This is a genomic window from Prevotella sp. kh1p2 (genome assembly GCF_900111525.1).
GTDB lineage: Bacteria > Bacteroidota > Bacteroidia > Bacteroidales > Bacteroidaceae > Prevotella.
Genome location: NZ_FOHY01000001.1, coordinates 120,387 through 143,374 on the forward strand (window position 1 = coordinate 120,387; position 22,988 = coordinate 143,374).

Genomic DNA, 22,988 nt, shown 5'->3' on the forward strand with positions numbered 1-22,988 from the left:
CTTAGTCCGCTACTTAAAAGGAACCATGAAAGTCGGGCTTACTAAAGTTATGTTTATTTAGCTTCCTTCTTGCAGGAGTTCAGCAGGTCGGCCTTTCCTTCATTGACCAGCTTGAGTATAAGCTCGCCGAAGAGGGTGTTCTGCCAGGCAAACCAGGGGCGTGTATAGTTGGATGCGTTGTCCTTGTTGAACGATTCGTGGATGACGCCTGTGCCTGCGTCGGTGTCCATCAGCATCTGGATGCACTGCTTAATCTCGTTATCGTCCTTTGAAGTGAAAGCTCTCATCATGATGCTCATGGGCCACGGCATGTCGTAACCAATGTGCGGACCGCCTATACCTTCACCTGCCTTGCCCTTGAAGAAGTAAGGATTGTCCTCACTCCATACGAAGCGGCGGGTGTTCTGGTAAACGGGGTCGTTTACGTCTACATCGCCCAGATACGGCATGGCAAGCAAGCTGGGCACGTTGGCATCATCCATGAGGAGCTGATTGCCGAACCCGTCGACCTCAAAAGCATAAATCCGGCCGTACTTGGGATGGTTAACAACGGCGTACTTCTGCAGGGCCGTCTTTACTTCTGCTGCCAGGTCGGTGCACTCCTTGGCCAGGTCAGCGCGGTGGTTGACGGCATTCAGCACCTCTGCAGCCTTGTTCAGGGTGGTTACTGCCATGAAGTTGGACGGAACGAGGAAGAGAAACGTGGTGGCATCGTCCGACGGACGGAACACCGAAGCTATCAGTCCGCAGGGTTTCACGGGATTACCCAGACCGTCGTTGCTCACGGTATCGAGCTGCCGGTCGGTCACTCGGGCAAACCTGTAGGGCCCTGTGCCGTTCTTGCGCTGCTGCTCGCGGAAGGTGCGGAGCACGCTCTGCACCACCTGCAGCCACTCATCGCCGAAGATGCTCGTATCGCCCGTAACCTTCCAATACTCGTAGGCAAGGCGCAGCGGATAGCAGAGCGAGTCTATCTCGTACTTGCGTTCGTGCAGTTCGGGCTTCATGTCGGTCTTGTCTTTCATCCATTCGCCGTTCGGGTTGGGGTATCTGTTGAAGGCGTTTGCATAAGGATCGAAGACTATATTCCTGAACTGGCGCATGATAACGCCTGCAATCATCTTCTTGAGGTTCTTGTCCTTGTTGGCCAGTTTTACGTAGGGATAAACCTGCGCGCCGGAGTCGCGGCCCCACATGGCGTGTATGTCGCCCGTGTAAACAAACGTATCGGGGTTGCCCTGGGCGTCTTCTTCGTAGTGAACGGTGGTGTCGAGGGTGTTGGGGAAGCAGTTCTCGAACATCCAGGCCAGGTAAGGAGTGTCCTTGAGCAGCTTCTTCACGCGCCTGATTTCTTTCTCTATGGCCTCCGAGCGGAACAGTCTGTCCTCCTCGGCAGGGCGCTTCGACACGTATGCCGTGCTCACTGCAATGGCCTTGATGTACTCTTTTCCAAACTCCTTCTGGGTCTTGTTGGCCTGTGCCTGTGCCGCGGAGACGCCGCAAAGCAGCAAGCCGGCACCCAGAATCACTGATTTCATTGTTACCGATGTATTCATATTTAATAGGTCTTTATGGTCTGTCGCTCTTTGCCGTACCGAACTTGGAGGGCTTGCTGCCCATAGTGAACTCCAGCGTTCCGCCCTTTTCGATGTCGGCATAGTTGATATATGACTTGGTGTAGTTGCGCCCGTTCAGCTTCACGCGCTGTATGTAGATGTTCCGGTCGCTGTTGTTCAGGGCGCGGATGGTGAAGGTCTTGCCGCCGGCAACCTGCATGCGGGCCTCGTCGAAGAGCGGAGAGCCGAAGACGAACTTGCCGCCCGCGGGCTCTACCTGATACAGGCCCATCGTTGAAATGACATACCAGGCCGACATCTGGCCCACGTCCTCGTTGCCCGAAAGGCCGTCGGCACTGTTCTTGTACTGCTCGCCGAAGATTTTGCGCAGCAGCGGTGCGGCCTTCCAGGGCTGCCCCACGTAGTTGTATAGGTACACAACATGGTGGCTGGGTTCATTGCCGTGGGCGTACTGACCTATGAGTCCGGAGATGTCGGGCGATGCCTCGGCGCCCAAATCGCCCTCTACGATGAAGAGCGAATCGAGCTTGTTGACGAATGCCTGCTCCGATGGGAAGAGGCTCACCAGCCCGTGCACGTCGTGCGGAACGAGCCAGGTGTACTGCCAGGCGTTGCCTTCGGTGTAGTCGTCGGCTATGTGGGCCGACTTAAAGGGATTGAACGGCTCGCGGAAACGACCTTTACTGTCGAGCCCGCGCATGAACTCCGTCTGCTTGTCAAAGAACTTGCGGTAGCACTGGCTGCGGTTGTAGAAGTACGTGTAGTCGTCCTTCCGGCCCAGCAGACGTGCCACTTTGGCTATTCCGGCATCAGCAATGGCGTACTCGAGGCTCTTGGATACGGTCTCGGGCGTATTGGCCACGTCGAACGGGATGTAGCCGTACTGCTTGAGTTCCTTCATTCCGCGCTCGTCGAGCATGGCCGATTTCTTCATTGCCTCAAAGGCCGCAGCCTTGTCCTTCACGTATCCTTTGAGCACGAGGTCGGCCAGCACGCTCACCCCGGGGTTGCCCACCATGCAGTCGGTCTCGTTTCCCATGAGGTGCCACACGGGCAGTTTGCCCTGCTGTTGGCAGATGTTGAGCATCGTCTGGGCTATGTCGGCCTGCTTCTCGGGGTGTATGAGCGTCATCAGCGGATGCGCCGCGCGGTACGTATCCCACAGAGAGAAGGTGGTGTAGTTGGTAAACCGGGCGCTGTAAACCTTGCCGTCGGCGCCCCGGTACTGGCCGTTCACGTCGCTGAACACCGACGGTGCCGTCATGGTGTGGTACAAGGCGGTGTAGAAGATGGTGCGGTCGGTATCGTTCTTGGTCTCGATTGAGATTTTGCCCAGTTCCTTGTTCCAGGCCTGCCGGGCTTCTGTAACGGTCTTGTTGAAGTCCCACGCGGGTATCTCGGCCTGCAGGTTGGCCTTTGCGTTCTCAACACTAACGGCCGAGAGGCCCACCTTTACGAGCAGCGGCTGGCCGTCGTTGCGGAACGAGAACACACCTACGCTGTCGTTGCTCTCCACAAGCGTAACGGGTTTAGAGAACTCTGCGACGAAGAAGTCCTGCTGGTTCTTGGCCCATCCGGTCGACATGCGGAAGCCGGAAACCGTTGTGGCGCCCTCTACATTGAGCTTGCAGCTCGTCATCTTGTCCCATCCTATGCCCTGGTTCAGGTTGATGGCGATGAGCCCTTCGGCCGTATTGGCGCCGTAGGTATAGCGATGGAAGCCGGCCCTCTTGGTGGCCGTTAGCTCCACAAACACGTTGGGCCGGCCCAGCTTGATAGCGTAGTAGCCGGGGCTTACGGTCTCGCTGGCGTGCGAGAACCTGATTTCCTTTTGTTCTTTATTGGCAACGGGCAGGAAGGCGAAGTCGCCCAGGTCGCCTATACCCGTTCCGCTGAGGTGCTGATGGCCGAAGCCTATGAGCACGGAGTCGCTGATGTGGTAGCCCGAGCACCAGTCCCAGCCGCGGGTGTGCTCCGTAGGGCCCAGCTGAACGTAGCCGAAGGGCACGTTTGCACCCAGAAAGACGTGGCCATGGCCGCCTGTTCCAATCCAGGGATTTACGTACTTCGTGAGGTCGCCCTCGGCCGCTCCGACGCCCGAAACGACCCAAGACATGGCCGCACAGGCCATCAACAGTTTCGTTTTAAACTTCATTTTAAGGTACAACTTGTAGATAATTTGATTTCTGCTATTCAGTTACAAAGGTACAAAAAATAGGCAAACGAGCGGTTGCACTCCTTAACAATTATCATTAAAATATGCTAATTGCGGCCTGTGGTGCCCCGTCCGGCAGGGCCGGAAGGTGCCTCGGTACCGGTGGTAGAACGCTTGTTGCTTGCAAAATCATCCCCTCCTAACCTCCCCTTTCTAAGGGGAGGAAACGTTGGCATCTATCTGCTGACAACTAAAAACTATCAGTTAAAGAATAAACATCAGGCAAACTGGTATCCTCCCCTTGGAAAGGGGAGGCGGAGGAGGGGATGACCATGTGGCAGGAAACAGTGAAGATGCAGCAACACACACACCCCTCTCAACCTCTGAATTGTGAATTATGAATTGTGAATTAACTGCTCCGGCATCGGCAGTCGGCAGCTCCCTGTTTTCCGAAGGATAGATTCAAGGTGCTTGAACATACCCTTCAAGGCGCCCGAACCTATCCTTCAAGCGCCTTGACCGATAGCTCTTTCGCAACCCCCGCTGGCAGGGGCTTTGGCAGGGGGCCGCAAGTTTGGCCCGCGGGGATGATGAAAAGGGTCGTTTTTCTTGCCGCATTCAGAATAAAAAGCTATATTTGCACAATGCGCCGGGGCTCTTTCAGCCCCGCTCATGCACTGCCCCGGGGCTGTACGGGCAGCGCTTTCTAAAACCATTATACGTTATGAGAAAAGACTTAGGAGTAAAACCGTACCTGTTTCCGATGCCGGTACTGATGATTGCCACCTACGACCGAGAGGGTAAGGTGGACGTAATGAACATGGCGTGGGGCGGCATCTGCGCCAACAAACTGGTGGCCCTGAACCTTGATGCCGACCATCAAACGACCAAGAACCTGCGTTTGCGCAAGGCGTTCACGGTGAGCATTGCCGACCGCGAGCACATGCGGGAGGCCGACTGGTTTGGCATTGCCAGCGGCAACGATACGCCCGATAAGTTTGAGCGTACCGGCATGCACGCCGTGAAGAGCAAGTTCGTTGACGCGCCCGTTATCGAGGAGTTCCCCGTAACGTTAGAGTGTGAGCTCGTGTTCGACAGCAACGAGAACGACGGACCTCATTTTTACGGCGAAATAAAGAACGTAAGTGCCGACGAGCGCGTGATGACCGGCGGCCGCGTAGACCCCGCCCTGCTCCATGCCTTGGTGTTCGACCAGTTCCGTGGCGACTACTACGTGGTGGGCGAACGCGTGGGCAAAGCCTGGCGAGAGGGCAAGGCGCTGGAATAACAGCACCCTCTCCCCCTCACTGACTGCCTGCAGCAACTGACTGAATACGCTGCTGTTCTGTCTTAAAAAATCAGAGGTCTCTCAACTGGAAACCTGCAATAACGGTTCCTCCCCTTAGAAAGGGGAGGTTAGGAGGGGATGATTTTGCAAGCAGCAAGCTGCTAATTCACAATTCACAATTCACAATTCACAGGTTAGGAGGGGATGATTTGCCCCGTCTCTTTGCGAATACCTGCTATTTGGTCATCCCCTCCTCCGCCTCCCCTTTCCAAGGGGAGGATACCAGTTTGCCTGATGCTTATCCGTTGACTGATTGTTTTCAGTTTCCAGCAGATAGGCGCCAACGGTTCCTCCCCTTAGAAAGGGGAGGTTAGGAGGGGATGATATCTTAAGCTGCATGACTAATCTTTGCTACCTGGTCATCCCCTCCTCCGCCTCATTTTACTAAGTGGAAGATACCGGTTTGCCTTCATGTAAACCGTTGCTTGCCCAGTCCTGTCATTCAACAGGTCCGTAACAGTTGAAAAATTACTCTGTTACTCTGTCTTTAAAAATAAGTAGCAAGCCAGCAGGAAACATGCAGCAGGCTTCCAACTTCGGTTTCCAAGACTTCTTTTTCATACATATTACTTGCCTGTTCCACTTTTTTATATTATTTTTGCAGCATTAATCATCAAATCGAATAACTTATCATGGAAGAAAATTTAGTATCTTCGCACCAGCTTAACATGAGTTCCTACGAAGGCAAAGGCAAGTGGAAAGGTGTTATCCAAGGCTGGGTTGCGTTTCTGGCAGTGTACATTGTAACCCGCATTCCGGCCGTGCAGCAGGCCATGACAGGCTTTGCCGAGTCTATGCACGTGGACTGGGTAACGAGTATGGTTAACTTCTTAATCAACGGATTTATATATATATCCATTCTACTTGCCATCGGTACGTTCATGATTTGGCGCAAGAAGCAGCTCTTCACCGAAGTGCGCATCTACGAAGACGGCATCGGCTTTGTCATTGACGGCAAGGAGCAGCGCGTTCCCTTCGAGAATGTTCTCTTCGATTATGGCAAGATGCAGAAGAGTGTATGTATAGAGTGCGGCGTGCTGGGCATATCAATGGGCAACTATTACTGGACCGAGTTCACGCAGGGTGATGTCATGGAGAAGAACCTGCAGCGCTATGCAAACTGGGGAATAAACAAGTACAAGAGCAAGTAAGGTTCTTTTAAGCTAAACAAGTTATATGGAATACGAAACGTATATGTATCTTGGCATCGCGATAATTGTCATTCTCATTGTGGCCATTATTGTCGGTACATGGCATCACATCAACTATGGAAAGTTCACGCCTAAGTTCGAGGAGTTCTCTGATGGCAGTGTCCGGATGATTTTCTTCGACGTTTCTGAGCGCTGCGCACGCCAGATGGAGCGCTTCAATGCCGAGTACAAGGTCGGCGATGGCGTGGAGTGGAAAGGCCGCCACTTTGTAATAGAAGAGATAAAGCCACAGATCTTCAACAATACGTTGGCGGCTCACCCTGCCTTGGTGGCCTATCTGAAAGAGCAGTAAGAAGGCTCCTGTAGGCTGAAAAACAAAAAGGGGATGCGTAAAACAACGCATCCCCTTTTGTTATCTGCAGGCACCAAGGCCGCCACATCATCTTATTTGTTGCGTTCCAGCCACTCCAGACGGCGCTGGTCGGGCAGGTGCTTGACCGTAAAGTTATCGAACCGGGCCTTGAAACCCTCACCATCGGGGCAGGCGGCAGCCAGACCCACCTGCACCGGAGTATTGTCCTGCATCCAGCAATTGCGCATAAGCGTGTAGTTCTTGTCATCGAACGAGTAGAATATCTCTATGGCATCCAGACGGCGAACGGCCTTAATCCAGAGGTTGTCAACGGGCTTGTCGAGCTCTATTACGCTCCAGTCGCTGGTGTGATGGGTAACAACGCAGCTCAAATGGTACTTCCCGTCAACGTATTCTATGCCCGTTTTGAGGTAGTTCTCCTTATCAATACGAATCATGAGGCAGGCCTGGTCGAAGCGTACTTTATAGTCGCCGCTGATGCGAACCTTAGCTTCAAACTCGCCGCCGTAGGTGGTGTAGTAGAACGGAGCATCGTCTACAGTGAACCCGTAGTGGCTGATGCGCCAGTAATCGCAGTGTGCCGGCACGTCCATCTCCAGTTTGTTGCCGTCCATTTTCCATGAAGCAGGTTCGTTGAACCACTGCATTTTCTCCAAACTTTGTGCTCCTGCTGTCAGCGTAAGGGCAGTTAGCAGGGCGGTCATCATCATCTTTTTCATCTTCTTTATTGTGTTACAATTAGGTTGCTATCAGATTTTTTGCTTATCTTTGCATGGCCCCGGCTTGAACGAAACGGGCCTTGCAGGGCTCTAATGCTTATCCGGTGCAAAGTTAATCAACTTTTTCAACACCGGCAATACTGAATAATAACCATTTTGGTATTCATGAACATCAACACCAAACTTGATGAGGAGTTCTCTCATCAGCAGTTCCGGCAGGGCCACGATGCCGGCAGAATGGAGACTGAATACATGACCCTGGCCCGCTGCTTTGCCGCAGTAGAGAACGGCATAGCCGTGCTGAGCAATCTCAACGGGCGCGTGAGCCACATCTACTACGGCGCTATGGGCGAGTTTCTCGGCATCGCCGGGCGCGGCACTCACCACCGGATAGAGAGCATCTGGGAAGAAGAAATCCTCTCGCATGTGCACCCCGACGACCTTATTGCCAAGCAACTGCAGGAGCTCAAGTTCTTTCAGTACGCGAAAAAGGACTGCTCCGGCGACCCTTCCGGTTACTCGCTGGAGAGTTGCCTGCGGATGGCAGACGCGTCGGGAACCTATCATGCCGTTACTCATCGCATCTTTTACTGCAACACCAACGACCGGGACATCTGGCTGGCGTTGTGCCTCTACAGCTTTGGAACGGAGGGGAAAGGCGACGCCATCATCCGTAACAACACCAACGGAGAGGTCATCAGGCTGACCGAAAACGACTATACAGCCATCTTGAGCAACCGAGAAACGAGCGTGCTGCGCCTCATCGAGCAGGGCAAGTCAAGCAAGGAGATAGCCGGCATGCTGTCTATCAGCGTGAACACTGTGAACCGCCACCGCCAAAACATACTCGAGAAGCTGCATGCGGGCAACTCTATTGAGGCCTGCCGGACGGCAAAGGAACTCCGAATTATTTAAAACCAAACATACTGACAACACCATGCGCAAACTTTTCATGCTGCTTTTGCTCCTGCCGCTCACGGCCCTGGCAGCGGGCATCAAGTCGCCCGACGGCAACGTAGAGCTGCAGTTTTACATCCTGAACGGCCGCCCCACCTACGAGATGAGCTACAAGGGGCGGGCTGTCATCAAGCCTTCGAGTCTGGGACTGGAGCTCCAGAACTGGCCCAGTTTGATGGATGGGTTCGAGCTGGGGGCCGTACGGACATCGACGTTCGACGAGACCTGGCAGCCCGTTTGGGGCGAGGAGAGCCGCATACGCAACCATTACAACGAGCTGGAAGCCGAAATCAGGCAGCCTGCCACGGCCCGCAGCATCGTCATCAGGTTCAGAGTGTACGACGAGGGCATAGGTCTGCGCTACGAACTGCCACGCCAACAGGGGCTTGATAACGTGATTGTGAAGGAGGAACACACGCAGTTTGCCCTCACGGGTGACCACATCGCCTACTGGATTCCCGGCGATTACGACACCGATGAGTATGAGTACACGGTCTCGAGGCTGTCGGACGTGCGCCGTCTTTCGGCCAAGGCACGCACGCCCAACGCATGTCAGGAGGGCTTCTCGCCCACAGGCTTGCAGACTGCTCTGCTGCTCAAGACCGACGACGGGCTGTATCTGAACATTCACGAGGCAGCCTGCATCGACTACTCAAGCATGCACCTGAACCTCGACGACACCAATATGGTGCTGGAATCGTGGCTCACCCCCGACTCCAAAGGCCGCAAGGCCTATCTCCGATGCCCAGCTAAAACGCCCTGGCGCACGGTCATGGTGGTGGATGATGCCCGCAAGATGCTGGCCTCGAGGCTCATTCTGAACCTCAACGAGCCCTGCAAGATTGAGGACACCAGCTGGATTCACCCCATCAAGTACATGGGAGTGTGGTGGGAGATGATAACCGGCAAGAGCACGTGGAGCTACGGAGAGTACCAGCCGGTGACAATAGGAGAAACCGATTTCACAAAAATCAAGCCCAGCGGACGCCACGGGGCAAACAACGAGAACGTAAAAAGATACATCGACTTCGCCAGCCGCCACGGCTTCCAGGAGCTGCTGGTGGAAGGCTGGAACCAAGGTTGGGAGGACAGCTGGCAGAAGGACAACAACTACAGTTTTACCCTTTCGTACCCCGACTTCGATGTTCCGGCGCTGCAGCAGTACGCCAACGCGCACGGCATGAAGCTCATGATGCACCACGAAACCTCGGCTTCGGTGGCCAACTACGAGCGCCGGATGGAGGCTGCCTACACCTTCGCGGAGCGCAACGGCTACGATGCGGTGAAGAGCGGCTACGTGGGCTACATCTTCCCCAACGGCGGACGGCACACCGACCAGTGGATGATTAACCACTACCACTACGCCGTCACCGAGGCTGCCCGCCACCATCTGATGGTGAACGGGCACGAAGCAGTGCGCCCCACGGGCCTCTGCCGCACCTGGCCCAACATGATTGGCAACGAGAGTGCACGCGGAACGGAGTTCCAGGCATCAGAAGGATGCCAGCCCAAGCACGTAACCATACTGCCCTTCACGCGCCTGCAGGGAGGCCCCATGGACTATACGCCGGGCCTGTTCGAGATGAACCTGGAGAACGTAAACCCCGAGAACCACGCCCACGTGATAGCTACCATCTGCAACCAGCTGGCACTCTACGTTACTCTCTATAGCCCGCTGCAGATGGCTGCCGACCTTCCGGAGAACTACGAGAAACATCTGGACGCCTTCCAGTTCATCAAGGACGTGGCCGTTGACTGGGACGAGTCGCGCTACCTGGAAGCTGAACCGGGCCAGTACATCACCATCGCCCGCAGGGCCAAGGGCACCCAGAACTGGTTTGTGGGCAGTGTAGCGGGCGAAAAGGCCCACAAGTCGGCCCTCAAGCTCGATTTCCTGACGCCCGGCAAGCAGTACATGGCCACCATCTATGCCGACGGTAAGGATGCCAGCTGGCAGCAGAACCCCACCAGCTACACCATCCGCAGGCAGAAGGTGAACAGCAAGACGCGCCTCAACCTGCGCGCCGTGCAGGCCGGCGGATGGGCTATCAGCATCTTCCCCCTGTAAACGCGGGGGGCCGGATGCTGCCACAAGCGGGCATGAAGCAGGCGCCGGCGGCTTCGGGCAGAGACGAACTGTAACTCGTTGAGGCACAATCGTTTCCGCCTTCTGCATCTTTCCGCTTTCCTGAAGCTATGCTTCAAGCGGCTTGAACGATAGCTTCAACGGCCTTGAAGGATAGCTTCAAGCGCCTTGAATGACAGCTCCGACAAGGCGACTGCGAACAGACAAAGTTTCTGATAAGCCCGGGGCTTAGGAATGCAGCTCCACTACAGGCTCTTTGAGGCAGATGAACGGCAAGGCCGGGGATGTGTTTCCCCGGCCTTGCCGGTTTGTGTCAGTAGCTCAAATCCGCCGGATTGGCGATGTAGGAAGGTATGCTTTCAAATATCTTCCGTATGCGGTCGATGTCGAACTTGGACGAACGGTCGTAGTAATAGATGCCGTTCTTCTCCTGTTCTACGTCCGTTAGCTGGGTGTAACAGAAGCCTACAACGTGCTTGCTGGCCTTGAGCGCCTCCACTTCTGCCTGCAAGATGCGGTAGAAGTCGTCCATAGTATTGATGTTGTCGCCATATCCCCACGACGTACTTCGCTCCGATTCGCGTATCCAGGGCAGGCCTCCGAACTCGTCGACCATGTACGGCTGTCCCTCGTAGCGGGCCAGCCAGGGTTTCTTGGGCTCGTTGCGGTAAGGCTCGGTGCCGGGCTTGAAGGTGAAGTCTGCAATGAGTTTCTGCGGGTTGCGCTCGTAGTTGTGCACCGTCCAGATATCGGTCTTCACGTGCCCATCACCGCTCGCATCGTTCACGGGGCGCGTTCCGTCAATGGCGTGGGTAAGCCGGTACACGTCTGCTACCATGCGGTTGTACACGCCGGAGCCGTTACTGTCCCACGTCTCGTTAAAGGGCGTCCACGTTACTATCGACGGATGGTTGCGGTCGCGCTCAACTAATTCGGTCCATTCGCTGATGAAGTTGCGCGCTGCCTCGTTGCTGTTCACGTCCAGACCCCAGCTTGCCGACTCGCTCCAGGTAAGGTATCCCAGCCTGTCGGCCCAGTAGTAGTAACGCTCCTCGAAGCTCTTCTGGTGCAGGCGGGCACCGTTAAAGCCCGCTGCCTTGGCCAGTTGGATGTCGCGCTTCAAGGCTTCGTCGCTCGGAGCGGTCCATATACCGTCGGGATAAAAGCCCTGGTCGAGCACCAGACGCTGGAAGTAAGGCCGGTTGTTGAGGTAGAAATAGCCGCCGCTGACGTGCACCTTGCGCATGCCGGCATAGGAGCTGACGCGGTCAATCACCTTTCCGCCGCTCTCGACCTCGTACGTCAGGCCGTAAAGGAAGGGCGACTCGGGGCTCCACAGCTTCATCCGCCTGACCGGCAGCACAACGGTGGCGCCGTTGCTGCAGGCCACGCTCTGCGTTGCCACGGTGCGATGGCCATCGGTGAGCTTCACTACAAGCCGGTTGCCGGCATTCTCGCGGTAGAAGCGAGGACGGATAACGAGCTGCTGCCGGTCGATGTCGGGCACGGCAAAGACCGACTCCAGCCCTTCCGGTGCAACCGCTTCCATCCACACGGTTTGCCAGATGCCCGTGGTGCGGGTGTACATGCAGCCGTTAGAGTGCAGCTGCAGGCACTGCTTGCCGCCTGTCTGGAGGCGGCTGCGCAGGTTGTCCTTTACCTGTACAACGAGGTTGTGGGCCTGCTGACCCTGAACATACGGGGTGATGTCGAACGTGAACGAGGAGCCGCTGCCGTAGTGGGTGCCCACCTGTTGGCCTTCGATGTAGACGTGGGTCTCATAGTCGGCGGCGCCGAAATGCAGCAAGACGCGCTTGCCCTGCCAGTCAGCAGGAACGCTGAGTGGCCGCTGATACCAGATGGCATTGATGAAGTCGGTGTGCTGAACGCCCGACAGCTTGCTCTCGGGGCAGAAGGGCACGGTGATGTTTGCATCGAAACGGCTCTTGTTCTGCCACTGTTTTTCCTCGCCGGTCTGGCCGAAGTCGAAGCTGTACGACCAGCTCCCGTTCAGGTTCTGCCATGCTTCGCGCTCGAATTGCGGCCGCGGATACTCGGCCCGCGGTGTCTGCCCGTGGGCCTGCAGGGCCATAAGCAGCAGCATAGTAATAAAAGTCTGCTTCATATTTTTGTATTTGGGTTGTTCCGGTTAACTGTCGGCAACGGCACCGCCCGGCCGCACCAGAGCCGCCGCCACACAGCACGGGCAGTGAGACTGCAGGGCAGCAGGCGCCGTGGCGGGTTGGTTCACTTCTTGTTTCAGGTTGGTTTGACAGTGGCACAAAGATACGCTTTTTTTTCTGAAACCACGCTCCCGTGCCCGATATTTCGTTCGTCACACCTCCCGTTTCGCCTCTTCAAGGGTTGCCGGATTGACCTTCGGGGCTCCGTGCAGGAGGCCTCCGCCAAGGCGTAAAGCGGCGGCAAGGGAGCCCGGAAAATAAAATATCAGGCAGAAATAAGCCGAAAGAGATATTTTTTTAGTATCTTTGCGGAGCAATACTTGCCCTAAGAACGACAGATGAACGTAGCAGAACTGCTGAACCGAAATAAAGACCAGAGGAACTTCTCATTTGAACTGTTGCCCCCACTCAAGGGCAGCGGAACGGATAAGTTGTTCGCCACCATCGAGAAACTCAAGGAGTTCGGCCCGCTGTACATCAACATCACCACCCATCACAGCGAGTACGTGTACCGCCAACTGGACAACGGACAGTTCGAAAGGCTACGCATACGCCGCCGTCCGGGCACCATCGCCATTGCTGCGGCCATACAGCAGCGGTACGACCTGCCCGTCATACCGCACGTGATTTGCAGCGGCACCACCGTTGAACAAACCGAATACGAGCTCCTGGACCTGCAGTTTCTGGGCATCAGCAACCTCTTGCTGCTGCGTGGTGACAAGGCCCGAGACGACCGCTCGTTCACACCAACCGAGGGAGGGCATGCCCACACCACCGATCTCATTGCCCAGGTGAACCGCTTCAACGAGGGTTTCTTCGCCGATGGCAGCCCCATCAAGTGCCCCGGCACGCCCTTCGGCTACGGCGTGGCCTGCTATCCGGAGAAACACGAGGAGGCTCCCAACCTGGAAATGGACATGAAGTATCTCAGGCAGAAGCAGGACATGGGCGCGCAGTATGCCGTTACGCAGCTGTTCTACGATAACCGCAAGTACTTCAGCTTCGTTGACAAGGCGCGGCAGATGGGTATCACCATTCCCATCATTCCCGGCATCAAGCCGCTCGCCAAGCTCTCTCAGCTCACCACGGTGCCTAAGACTTTCCACTGTGACTTTCCGCAGGAGCTGGCTTCGGAGATTGTGAAATGCACCACCGACGAGCAGGCCCGCCAGCTCGGAATAGAGTGGACAACGCACCAGTGCCGGGAACTCTACGCCCACGGAGTTAACAACATACACTTCTACACCGTGTCGGCAGTGGACTCGGTAAGGGAAGTCGTGAGGAGGTTACAATGAAGTTTGAGGAGGTGATAGGCCAGCACACGGCCCGCGAGCGACTGCTGCAGCTGGTCAGCGAGGACAGGGTGCCGCACGCCATGATGCTGTGCGGGCCCGCCGGAGCCGGCAAGATGGCGCTTGCACTGGCCTTTGCATCGTACTTGCTGTGCCGCAACCACGAGCAGGGAGACTCCTGCGGCAACTGCCCTCAGTGCATCATGCTGCGCAAGTGGGAACATCCGGACCTGCACTTCGTCTACCCCGTCATCCGTCCTGCCGGCACTTCGGCCGAACACAAGATGGTTAGCGACGACTTCAGCAGGGAGTGGCACCACCTGATAGCACAGGGTCCGTACTTTACTCTGGACCAGTGGCTGGCCGAAATGGGCGCAGCAAACCAGCAGGCGCAGATAGGCGCCGGCGAGAGTGACGCCCTGCTGCGCAAGCTGAGCCTAAAGTCGAGCCAGGGAGGTTACAAGGTCAGCCTCATCTGGTTACCCGAGCGGATGAACGCGGAGTGTGCCAACAAGCTGCTCAAGCTGCTCGAGGAGCCGCCCATGCAGACCGTTTTCATCATGGTTTGCGAGGAACCGGAGTATCTGATAGAGACCATCCGCAGCCGCGTACAGCGCATCGACGTGCCCCGCATAGGCGAAGAGGCCATCCGCGAGGCACTCATCAGCCGCCGCGGCATCGACGAGGAGTCGGCCGCACGCATAGCCCGCATAGCCGGAGGCAGCTGGCTCAAGGCGCTCGACCAACTGGACGCGGGCAACGAGAACCGCCAGTTTCTGGACATGTTCGAGATGCTCATGCGCCTTGCCTACATGCGTAACGTGCGTGACATGAAGAAGTGGAGCGAGGTGGTGGCAGCCTACGGGCGCGAACGCCAGCTGCGCCTGCTCTCCTACTTCGGGCGGATGATAAGGGAGAACTTCGTGTACAACTTCCGCCAACCCGAGCTCTGTTACATGACGCAGGATGAAGAAAGCTTCTCGCGCAACTTCTCCCGCTTCGTCAACGAGCGCAACGTGGTGGAGATTTCGGAACTTATCGCCCGCACGCAGCGCGACATCAGGCAGAATGCCAACGCCAAGATGGCCTTCTTCGACTTTGCACTGAAGATGATTGTCCTCATCAAACGATGACTGCAAACTGCGATTGAACTCAAATATAAACACTATAATAGATAAGGTGTGACAACAAGCACCCGGAAAATATGGACTATAACAATTTGGATTTTGAAATATGCAGCGGATGCGACCGTGGGTTGTGCCACTGCGCCGTGGGCCGACAAGACCGGCAGCTGAATACCTACGACTGGCTGGCCGACGTGCCGGGCAACGCCCAGAGCACCGACCTGGTCGAGGTGCAGTTCAAGAACACCCGCAAGGGATACTACCACAACGTGAACAACCTGGAGCTGAAGAAGGGCGACATCGTGGCCGTTGAGGCCAACCCGGGCCACGACATAGGCGTGGTAACACTGACCGGACAGCTTGTGAAGCTGCAAGTGAAGAAGGCCAACCTCAAGTCGAGCGACGAGATAAGGCGCATTTACCGCATCGCCAGGCAAGTTGACATGGACAAATACCGCGAGGCCAAGAGCCGCGAACAGGACACCATGATACAGAGCAGGCAAATAGCAAAGGACCTGGGACTGCAGATGAAGATTGGCGACGTGGAGTATCAAGGCGACGGTAACAAGGCCATCTTCTACTACATAGCCGACGAGCGCGTGGACTTCAGGCAGCTTATCAAGAACCTCGCCGAGACCTTCCACGTGCGTATCGAGATGAAGCAGATTGGCGCCCGGCAAGAGGCAGGACGCATAGGCGGCACCGGACCGTGCGGCAGAGAGCTGTGTTGCGCCACGTGGATGAAGAACTTTGTGAGCGTGAGCACCAATGCAGCACGCTTCCAGGATATCTCGCTCAACCCTCAGAAGCTGGCCGGCATGTGCGCAAAGCTAAAATGTTGCCTCAATTACGAGGTCGACGACTACGTTGAAGCAAACAGGCGCATGCCCAGCAAGGAAGTTATCCTGCAGACGATGAACGGCGATTACCACCTCTTCAAGACCGACATACTGGCTGGACTCATTACTTATTCGACCGACAAGAACATGGCCGCCAACCTTGAAACTATCCCGGCAGAGCGCGCACGCGAAATCATAGAGATGAACAAGCGCGGAGAGAAGCCCGCTTCTCTGACCGAGGAGAGCAGGCAGAAGGCACCGGCAAAGCCCGTGGACCTGCTGGCAGAGGCCGACCTGAGCCGCTTTGACAAGGCCAGGCACAACAAGCGCCGCGGCAAAGGCAACAACAACCGCCCGCAGAACGCCCAGAACAGGAACAACGCACAGGCACCGAAAGCTGCCGAGGAGCGCCGGCAGCAGCCGCGCCAGAACAACAACGGCCGCAACCGCAACAACAACCAGCGCCCGCAGGGCAAAGGCTCAAACCGCAACAACGGCAACGGCCGCAGCGGCAACCCGAACAGGGAACGGCGCGAACAGCAGCCGGCAGGCCCGCAGCAGCCGCAGCAACAGAAAGAAAACCCAAGGCAATGACGCACAGAAGGGTGCTCATAGCGCTCACCGCAGCCTTCGTGCTGACGCTCTCATCCTGCTATAAGAACAAGGTGTACAACAACTATCACCACACTCAAATAGCCGGATGGGAAAAGAACGACACGCTCTACTTCGACATACCGCCCATGACCAGGCCTGGCACTTACGCCATGCGGCTGGGCCTGCGCACCAACAACGCCTATCCGTTCATGGGACTTTCGCTCATTGTCGAGTCGACCGTCTATCCCGGAAAGGCCGAGCGGAGCGACACGCTGAACTGCTCGCTCGTTGACAGCAACGGCAACGTGAAGGGCCAGGGCGTGAGTTTCTACCAGTTCAACTTCCAAGTAACGACCCTGCAACTGCACAGCGGCGACTCGCTTCACGTCATGGTACGCCACGACATGAAGCGGGAAATACTGCCGGGCATCAGCGACGTGGGCATCGAACTCACCCGCCAATAGTCCCGCTCCTCTGCAGTGCCTTTGCAGAAGGTATCGTTCAACGCCCTTGGAGCTATCGTTCAAGGGCGTTGAAGCTATGGTTCAAGCCCGTTGAACGATAGCTCTGTAAATTCTGAAACATACGGATAACAGTAAATCTCTGTAACAGAGAGAATTAGGGATGGCATACCGCCAGCCCCCGCTGTTCAGGTTCTAATCAGGTTCCGGCTCGCGTCAATGCGCAGGAAGATGAAGAGCAGGAACGTGAAACCCCACAGCGAAGAACCTCCGTAACTGAAGAACGGCAGCGGGATGCCGATGACCGGCGTGAGTCCCAGCACCATCCCCACGTTGATGAATACATGGAACAGGAAGATGCTAAGCACGCAGTAGCCGTACACCCTGCCGAATTTAAAGGGCTGGCGTTCGGCTAACTTGATGAGCCGGAGTATGAGGGCAAGGAACAGCAGCAGCACACTGGCAGAGCCCAGGAAGCCTTCCTCCTCGCCTACTGTGCAGAAGATGAAGTCGGTATCCTGCTCGGGCACGAACTTGAGCTTGGTCTGCGTGCCGTTGAGAAATCCCTTTCCGCGCAGTCCGCCGGAGCCGATGGCAATCTCGCTCTGGTGCACGTTGTAGCCCGCTCCGGCCAAGTCTTCCTCCAACCCCAGCAACACGTTGATGCGAACGCGCTGGTGCGGCTCCATGACATCATTGAGTACATAGTCTGCCGAGTAGAAAAACACGAGGGATCCAATGGCAAACAGCGCGATGTACATGTAATTGGAAAGGCGCGTGCTCAAGCCCTGATAGAGCAGATAGACTACCAGGGAGACCGAAAGAAAGAGCTGAATCCACACGATATCGAACGGTATCACGTACTCGGCAAAAAGCAGGAACAGCAGCGTAATGCCCACACAGTAGGCCAGGATGGTCCAGGTTTTCTTCTTGTCCTTACAGTACACGTACACCATTCCGGCCGAGAAAGCCTGCACGAGCAGCAAGACCACGAACTTGCCGATGGAGGTGGGCAGGTCCCACAGCATGACATCCTCGAACTTGATGCCCACCACGAAGTAGATGACCATGGCCACCGCCGTAAAGAGAACGCTGCCCGGCATGCCTTCGCGGTAAAACATGAGGAAGAAGGAAAGGTAAACCAACGCCGAGCCCGTTTCCTTCTGGGCCACGATAAACAGCATGGGCAGCAGCACTATGCCGCAGGCAGCGGCAAAATGCTTCCACTTGTGGATGTTGAAACCATAGGTGCTCATCAGCTTGGAGACGGCAAGAGCCGTGGCAAACTTGGCAAACTCGGCCGGCTGAAGCCTCAGCGGGCCCAGCACAAGCCATGAGCGGGAGCCTTTGATTTCGTGAGGATTGAAGATGGTGGCAAAGAGCAGCAGCAGCAAAGCCGCGTAGATGATGTAGGCAAAGGTGTCGTAGAAGCGGTCGTCGAGCATGAGCAGCACAAATCCAAGCACGATGGAAGTGCCTATCCAGACAATTTGCATGCCCGAACGGGCATCGAGGCTGAAGATGTCTGTATCGCCATAAGTGTAGCTGGCGCCGCATACGCTGAACCAGCCGAAGACGAGCAGGGCAATGTAAATGCCTATCGTCCACCAGTCTATGGATGCAAGTACACTTGTAGAGCGTTTGTCGTTTGCCATTGCTTGTTACTTCTTATCTGTTTGCCTTACCGTATCCGATGCGGCGTTTCTGGAAATCAGTCGCCTTCTTCTCCGATGCTTCGGAGAGTTTTCCTTTGATATACTGCTCCATCATGAGCGACCCGATGGGCACACCGTAGTCTGCACCGAAGCCGCCGTTCTCCACATACACCGCTATGGCAATCTTGGGATTGTCCATCGGGGCAAACCCCATGAACACGGAGTGGTCCTGTCCGCGGTTCTGGGCTGTACCTGTCTTGCCGCAAACCAGGTAGTCGGCCCGGTTGGCAGCACGGCACGTGCCCTTGATAACGGACGAGCGCATGCCTGCTACCACGTAGTCGTAGGCCCGGCGGTTAGCTTTGGTGTAGTGTCGGCGGGTGAACAGGGTGTCAATATGCTCGCCCTGAACCTTGCGCACCACATGAGGCACGTAGTAGTAGCCGCGGTTGGCAATGGTGGCACATAGGTTGGCAATCTGCAACGGGGTGAGGTTCACCTCTCCCTGGCCTATGGAGATGCTGATAACAGTGAGCCCGTTCCAGCTGCCATGATAGGCCTTGTCGTAGAAAGTGGCGTTGGGAATGAGCCCGCGCTTTTCTCCCGGCAGGTCGATACCGAGCTTGTAGCCGAATCCCATGCTGACCATATAGTCGCGCCAAACGTTCATCGCCTCGAATGTACTCTTGTATCTGCTGCGGTTACCCATCATGTAATAGAGCCCCCAGCAGAAGTATGCGTTGCACGAAGTGCTGATGGCCTCGACCAGCGAGAGCGGAGAAGAGTGGCCGTGGCAGCCCACGTGGAGGCCGCGATGATAGAAACCGTGGTGGCAGGCGAACTGAGTCTGGGGCGTGATGATGCCTTCGGTGAGGTAGGTCAGGGCCTGCGAGGTCTTAAAAGTGGAGCCCGGAGGATACTGACCCATGATGGCGCGGTTGAGCAAGGGCTTCCATACGTTGCGCGACAGGCGTGCATGGTTGCGGCCGCGCTGGTGACCAATGAGCTGGCGGGGGTCGTAACTGGGCGATGACACCATGCAGAGCACCTCGCCCGTGGACGGTTCAAGCGCCACGATAGAGCCTATCTTGCCTTCGAGCAGCCGCTCGCCGAGGGCCTGCAGCTTGAGGTCGATGCCGAGGGTGAGGTCGCGCCCGGCCACCGGACGCCTGTCGTATTTGCCTTCCTGGTACCGTCCCTGGATGCGACCGTGGGCATCGCGCAGCAGTATCTGCATGCCTTTGACGCCGCGCAGCTGCTTCTCGTACGAGCGTTCCACGCCGGTCTTGCCGATGAAGTCGCCGGCCTGGTAGTAGTCATCGTCCTCTATGTCGCCCTGCGAAACCTCTGCCACGTCGCCTATCACATGCGCAGCGAGCGACGTCTCGTACTGCCGCACACTGCGCTTCTGGACGTAGAAGCCCGGAAAGCGGAACATCTTCTCGCGGAAAACAGAGAACTCTTTGTCTGAAATCTGGCTCATGAAGAGCTGTTGGGTAAAGCGCGAGTAGCCTGGATTCTTGCTCCGGTCCTTTATATTGTCCATCCGGCGGATGAAATCTTCCTTGGTCATGCCGATTGCCCGGCAGAACTCCAGGGTGTCGAGGCGGCCTTTTTCTTCGTTCATCACCACCATGATGTCGTATGCCGGTTCGTTGTAGACCATCAGCTTGCCGTGACGGTCCTTGATGAGTCCGCGCGAAGGGTATTCAATCTTCTTGAGGAAAGCGTTACTGTCGGCGTTCTTCTTGTAGTCATCGCTCATGAGCTGCAGCGTAAAGAGCCTGATGATGTACACCACCACGACAGCTGTGGCGATGCCTCCGATGACCAACCGACGGTTCTCAAGATTAAAATCCTTCATATATCTCTTTCATTCGGCCCGATGCAGGCATGTATCTGTCAGTTTCTCAGGTTGTCAATCACGAGCACAAGTACCGTGGTGAGCACGGTGCTGGCGCCCACATATTCGAGCCAGAGCAGCCAGTTGAAGAAATTGAATGTCTCTAATGTAAAGAATACAAGGCAGTAGATGAACACAACTATCAGTGTGTAAGAGGCAAACTTGCCCAACCCAAGCGTGCGGATGGAGGGCAGCAGGTCGTCAGGTGTATCGCGGTTGATGAACGGGAGCAGTAGAAAAGGCTGCAGCAAGCCCATGAGCGTCATGGAAGCAGCTGCCACTCCGGGCGTGTTAGAGAATATATCAACGCCCAGACCCATGACGAAGCACCACACGAGAATGGCCCACCGGGGATAGTTACGCCTAAAGAGCAGCACGATGTAGACGTAGAGCAACGGCGTTGCCACACCGAACAGATGGATGTGGTTGAGCACCAGAGCCTGCACCAGCAGCAGGACAACGAAGAGCAATATGCCTTTCAGAAAGTCTAAATTCATGTACGCACCTTTTTATTTGTCGTCCTTCAGCTTCAGAGAGTCCTGTGCCGCGCGCAGTACATCGAGCCTCTCCTGCATGGGAGCATTGTCTATGACGCACACATCGCGCAGATTTCCGAAGTCGGTAGAGAGGATGAGCTGCAGCCGATACGAGAGTCCGTCCTGCGAATTGAACGTACACTTGATTTTGCCCACCATGATACCGGGAGGAAAAACCGAAGAGTAGCCACTCGTAACCACAGCGTCGCCGTTCTTGAAGTGAGCATGGCGGGGCACATCTTCCACGTAGGCGATGTACGGAAGCACGCCGTCCCAGCGCAAATAGCCAAAGTAGCCGCGGTTCTGAACCACACAGCTGATGCTTGATTGCGAGTTGAGCACGGGCAGCACCACGGCATAATGGGCCGACACCATGTACACGATGCCCACCACACCATTGCCGCCGACCACGCCCATGTCCTTGCGGATGCCGTCGGCCGCGCCCTTGTCTATCGTGATAAAGTTGTCTCGCTTGTCTAAGGAGTTGCTAATCACCTGGGCAGGTACCAGCCTGTAGCCGGCCAGCTTCTGCAACTCTTTGGATTGCAGCAGGCTGCTGTCGCGGGTGGTACGGGTCAGCTGTTCGGAGAGCTTGCTCACCTGCTGCTCCAGATAGAGGTTGCGGGAGGTAAGCTCCTTGTTGACCTGGGTCAGTGAGAAGAAGGTTTCCACCTTCGAGCTCCACTCATAGACCTTGCCCGTAACTGCGTTGGCCGACGAAAACCACACGCTGCCCTGATAGCTGTTGTACTGGAACAGCAGGACGAGGCTGAAGACTTCAAGGATGATGAAAACGAACCAGTGGTTGTATCTCGCCAGAAATTCGATTAGATTCCTCATATCTTCTTGTTTGCCGGGCAGCAGGAAGCGTCATTGCTCCCTGCACCCGCCACCGCTGTTTATCTCATCAGGAACGAGAAACGGTCAACGTTCTTCAGTGCGATGCCGGCACCTTTGGCCACGCTATGCAGCGGGTCTTCGGCTATATGGAACGGTATGCTTATCTTGTCTTGCAGACGTTTGTCGAGTCCTCGCAGCAAGGCGCCGCCTCCGCTCAGGTAGATGCCGTTCTTCACAATGTCGGCATACAGCTCGGGAGGTGTGTTCTCCAGTGCCGAGAGCACGGCGTTCTCTATCTTGGCCACCGTCTTGTCCAGGCAGTGGGCTATCTCCTGATAGCACACGGGCACCTCCATGGGCAGAGCCGTGATGCGGTTCGGGCCGTGTACGATATAGTCTTCGGGGGCCTCGTCGCCCAAATCGGTCAGGGCAGACCCCACGTGTATCTTGATACGCTCGGCCATACGCTCGCTCACCTTCACGTTGTGCTGGCGGCTCATGTACTCCTGTATGTCGGCCGTAAGGTCGTCGCCGGCTATGCGGATGGAGTTGTTACTCACGATGCCGCCCAGCGAGATGACGGCAATCTCGGTGCTGCCGCCGCCTATATCCACTATCATGTTGCCCTCGGGAGCCTCTACGTCGATGCCTATACCTATGGCTGCAGCCATCGGTTCGAAGATAAGATACACGTCGCGGCCGTCGGCATGCTCGGCCGAATCACGCACGGCGCGCAGCTCCACCTCTGTACTGCCCGACGGAACACCAATGACCATGCGCAGCGAAGGTGAGAACAAGCGGCTGCCGGTGTGCACCATTTTGATTAGACCACGCATCATCTGCTCGCATGCTGTAAAGTCCGCAATCACGCCATCACGCAATGGGCGGATGGTGCGGATGTTGTCGTGCGTCTTCTCGTACATCATCTTGGCCTTCTCGCCCACGGCAATCATCTTGTCCGTGCGGCGGTCCAAGGCCACGACCGAAGGCTCGTCGACCACGATTTTGTCATCACTGATAATAATCGTGTTGGCCGTTCCCAGGTCCATTGCAATTTCCTGAATGAATGAAAAAAATCCCATTTGAAAAACGAATATTTATTTTAAGCTTAAAAAAAATCAGGTGTCAGCTCACGAGGTCAGGCCTTCATCCCCCCATTTCCGTACCCCCTTCACTCGGGAGGGCCGGGGTAGGC

18 protein-coding genes are annotated in these 22,988 nt (G+C 56.1%); 9 read left to right on the forward strand and 9 right to left on the reverse strand.

Going from position 1 to position 22,988, the window contains the following annotated elements:
• Positions 1-53 precede the first annotated feature (53 nt).
• Together BMW31_RS00550 and BMW31_RS00555 are read right to left on the reverse strand one after the other, a co-directional pair.
• Positions 54-1,538, reverse strand: coding sequence for a glycoside hydrolase family 125 protein (locus BMW31_RS00550; RefSeq protein ID WP_091819750.1), 1,485 nt, complete (start codon positions 1,536-1,538; stop codon positions 54-56).
• 31 nt (positions 1,539-1,569) lie between these two features.
• Positions 1,570-3,732 carry a GH92 family glycosyl hydrolase gene (locus tag BMW31_RS00555; protein ID WP_091820200.1) on the reverse strand — a complete coding sequence of 721 codons (2,163 nt, stop codon included), beginning with the start codon at positions 3,730-3,732 and terminating at the stop codon, positions 1,570-1,572.
• Positions 3,733-4,456: 724 nt separating this feature from the next.
• On the opposite strand from BMW31_RS00555, the gene BMW31_RS00560 reads away from it, so the two are divergent.
• The 3 genes from BMW31_RS00560 to BMW31_RS00570 all read left to right on the forward strand — a co-directional run bounded on the left by BMW31_RS00560 (position 4,457) and on the right by BMW31_RS00570 (position 6,583).
• A complete protein-coding gene (locus tag BMW31_RS00560; protein WP_091819753.1) occupies positions 4,457-5,020 on the forward strand; it encodes a flavin reductase family protein in 564 nt (187 codons plus the stop codon).
• A gap of 692 nt (positions 5,021-5,712) precedes the next feature.
• Positions 5,713-6,231, forward strand: a complete 519-nt coding sequence (locus BMW31_RS00565) for a hypothetical protein (RefSeq protein WP_091819756.1) — start codon at positions 5,713-5,715, stop codon at positions 6,229-6,231.
• A 25-nt stretch (positions 6,232-6,256) separates the two neighbouring features.
• On the forward strand, positions 6,257-6,583 hold the full coding sequence (locus tag BMW31_RS00570) for a hypothetical protein (RefSeq protein WP_091819758.1): 327 nt from the start codon (positions 6,257-6,259) through the stop codon (positions 6,581-6,583).
• Positions 6,584-6,675: 92 nt separating this feature from the next.
• On the opposite strand, the gene BMW31_RS00575 is transcribed toward BMW31_RS00570, so the two are convergent.
• Positions 6,676-7,323, reverse strand: coding sequence for a DUF1349 domain-containing protein (locus BMW31_RS00575; RefSeq protein ID WP_091819761.1), 648 nt, complete (start codon positions 7,321-7,323; stop codon positions 6,676-6,678).
• Positions 7,324-7,488: 165 nt separating this feature from the next.
• Here BMW31_RS00575 and BMW31_RS00580 point away from each other — a divergent pair, with 165 nt between their 5' ends.
• Both BMW31_RS00580 and BMW31_RS00585 read left to right on the forward strand, forming a co-directional pair.
• On the forward strand, positions 7,489-8,238 hold the full coding sequence (locus BMW31_RS00580) for a response regulator transcription factor (protein WP_143049122.1): 750 nt from the start codon (positions 7,489-7,491) through the stop codon (positions 8,236-8,238).
• A gap of 22 nt (positions 8,239-8,260) precedes the next feature.
• Positions 8,261-10,348 (forward strand): glycoside hydrolase family 97 protein, encoded by a 2,088-nt coding sequence (locus tag BMW31_RS00585; RefSeq protein ID WP_091819764.1) that lies wholly within the window; start codon positions 8,261-8,263, stop codon positions 10,346-10,348.
• Between the two features lie 331 nt (positions 10,349-10,679).
• Here BMW31_RS00585 and BMW31_RS00590 read toward each other — a convergent pair whose 3' ends face one another.
• Complete coding sequence (locus tag BMW31_RS00590) at positions 10,680-12,491, reverse strand: glycoside hydrolase family 2 protein (protein WP_091819765.1); 1,812 nt, start codon at positions 12,489-12,491, stop codon at positions 10,680-10,682.
• Between the two features lie 396 nt (positions 12,492-12,887).
• On the opposite strand from BMW31_RS00590, the gene metF reads away from it, so the two are divergent.
• The 4 genes from metF to BMW31_RS00610 all read left to right on the forward strand — a co-directional run bounded on the left by metF (position 12,888) and on the right by BMW31_RS00610 (position 16,862).
• Positions 12,888-13,844, forward strand: coding sequence for a methylenetetrahydrofolate reductase [NAD(P)H] (gene metF / locus BMW31_RS00595; protein ID WP_091819767.1), 957 nt, complete (start codon positions 12,888-12,890; stop codon positions 13,842-13,844).
• Positions 13,841-14,974, forward strand: coding sequence for a DNA polymerase III subunit (locus tag BMW31_RS00600; RefSeq protein ID WP_091819769.1), 1,134 nt, complete (start codon positions 13,841-13,843; stop codon positions 14,972-14,974). The genes metF and BMW31_RS00600 overlap by 4 nt, the downstream gene beginning before the upstream one ends.
• A 71-nt stretch (positions 14,975-15,045) precedes the next feature.
• Positions 15,046-16,398 carry a PSP1 domain-containing protein gene (locus BMW31_RS00605; protein ID WP_091819772.1) on the forward strand — a complete coding sequence of 451 codons (1,353 nt, stop codon included), beginning with the start codon at positions 15,046-15,048 and terminating at the stop codon, positions 16,396-16,398.
• Positions 16,395-16,862, forward strand: a complete 468-nt coding sequence (locus BMW31_RS00610; protein ID WP_091819774.1) for a gliding motility lipoprotein GldH — start codon at positions 16,395-16,397, stop codon at positions 16,860-16,862. The genes BMW31_RS00605 and BMW31_RS00610 overlap by 4 nt, the downstream gene beginning before the upstream one ends.
• A 185-nt stretch (positions 16,863-17,047) precedes the next feature.
• Here BMW31_RS00610 and rodA read toward each other — a convergent pair whose 3' ends face one another.
• The 5 genes from rodA to BMW31_RS00635 are packed head-to-tail and all read right to left on the reverse strand — an operon-like array spanning position 17,048 to position 22,875.
• Entirely contained in the window at positions 17,048-18,514 is a 1,467-nt protein-coding gene (gene rodA / locus BMW31_RS00615) for a rod shape-determining protein RodA (protein ID WP_091819776.1), read from the reverse strand.
• 13 nt (positions 18,515-18,527) lie between these two features.
• Positions 18,528-20,378, reverse strand: a complete 1,851-nt coding sequence (gene mrdA, locus BMW31_RS00620; protein WP_091819779.1) for a penicillin-binding protein 2 — start codon at positions 20,376-20,378, stop codon at positions 18,528-18,530.
• Between the two features lie 38 nt (positions 20,379-20,416).
• A complete protein-coding gene (gene mreD / locus BMW31_RS00625; RefSeq protein WP_091819781.1) occupies positions 20,417-20,914 on the reverse strand; it encodes a rod shape-determining protein MreD in 498 nt (165 codons plus the stop codon).
• Positions 20,915-20,926: 12 nt separating this feature from the next.
• A complete protein-coding gene (gene mreC, locus BMW31_RS00630) occupies positions 20,927-21,793 on the reverse strand; it encodes a rod shape-determining protein MreC (protein WP_091819786.1) in 867 nt (288 codons plus the stop codon).
• A gap of 59 nt (positions 21,794-21,852) precedes the next feature.
• Positions 21,853-22,875, reverse strand: a complete 1,023-nt coding sequence (locus tag BMW31_RS00635) for a rod shape-determining protein (protein WP_091819790.1) — start codon at positions 22,873-22,875, stop codon at positions 21,853-21,855.
• Between the last annotated feature and the right edge of the window lie 113 nt (positions 22,876-22,988).